At 35.1% G+C, this 926-nt stretch carries 1 protein-coding gene and 1 pseudogene; one reads left to right on the top strand and one right to left on the bottom strand.

The window, feature by feature from the left end; translation table 11 throughout:
- Positions 1-732 (top strand): zinc-binding alcohol dehydrogenase family protein (locus AC1DTM_RS28890; RefSeq protein ID WP_477001531.1); only part of this gene is annotated, 732 nt, incomplete at its 5' end.
- 48 nt (positions 733-780) lie between these two features.
- On the opposite strand, the pseudogene AC1DTM_RS28895 reads toward AC1DTM_RS28890, so the two are convergent.
- Positions 781-926 (bottom strand): annotated as a pseudogene (locus tag AC1DTM_RS28895) (amino acid permease); the annotation flags it as partial.

The raw sequence follows: 926 nt of genomic DNA on the forward strand, positions 1-926 counted from the left end.
GGTACATATAGTGAATACCATCTAGTTGATGAAAGAATTGTTGGTAAAAAACCAAAAACGTTGAGTGATGCTGAATCTGCAGCAATTCCCTTAACATCCATTACCGCGTGGGAAGGTTTATTTGAGCGTTTAGGGATTGATTACTCTAAAAAAAGCGAAAACACATTTAAAAACATTTTAATTATCGGCGGAGCTGGTGGTGTTGGCTCGATTGCTATTCAGTTAGCTAAATGGGCTGGACTAAACGTAATCGCAACCGCATCCCGCAACGAAACCATACACTGGGTTGAAAAATTCGGTGCCGATTATATAATTAATCATCACCAACCTTTAAAAGATCAAATATTAGAATTTGGGCTAAAAGATGTAGATTATATCTTCTGCTTAAACAATACTGATCAACATTGGCACGCGATGGGTGACATCATTAAACCACAAGGGAAAATTTGCTCTATCGTAGAAAATGAGCACCCTCTTGAGATGGGGATTTTAAAAAGTAAAAGTGCTACATTCGTTTGGGAGTTTATGTTCACAAAAGCGATGTATGAAACTGGTGATATGATTACGCAGCACGAACTATTAAATAAAGTAAGCGAGCTATTAGATGAAGGTATTCTTCAAACTACTTTAAATGATACGTTAACACCAATTAATGCAGAAAACCTTAAAAAAGCACATGCATTACTTGAAAGTGGACGTACAATTGGGAAGATTGTATTAGAAAAGTTTTAATAACAAAAGTCCGATTTCTAAATAAGAAATCGGACTTTTTTATTACCTTTATTTACTTGAAATCTCTTGATCATTTTGAACTTCTAACGGAGCTCTCTTCCCTATTCCGAAAGCATAGAAACTAATTGTTACGATAGCTAAGAAAACAATACCTACAATTAGTGAAATACGAGTATCATCGTTAAACCACATAC

It is taken from the genome of Bacillus sp. P4_D3 (assembly GCF_056401855.1).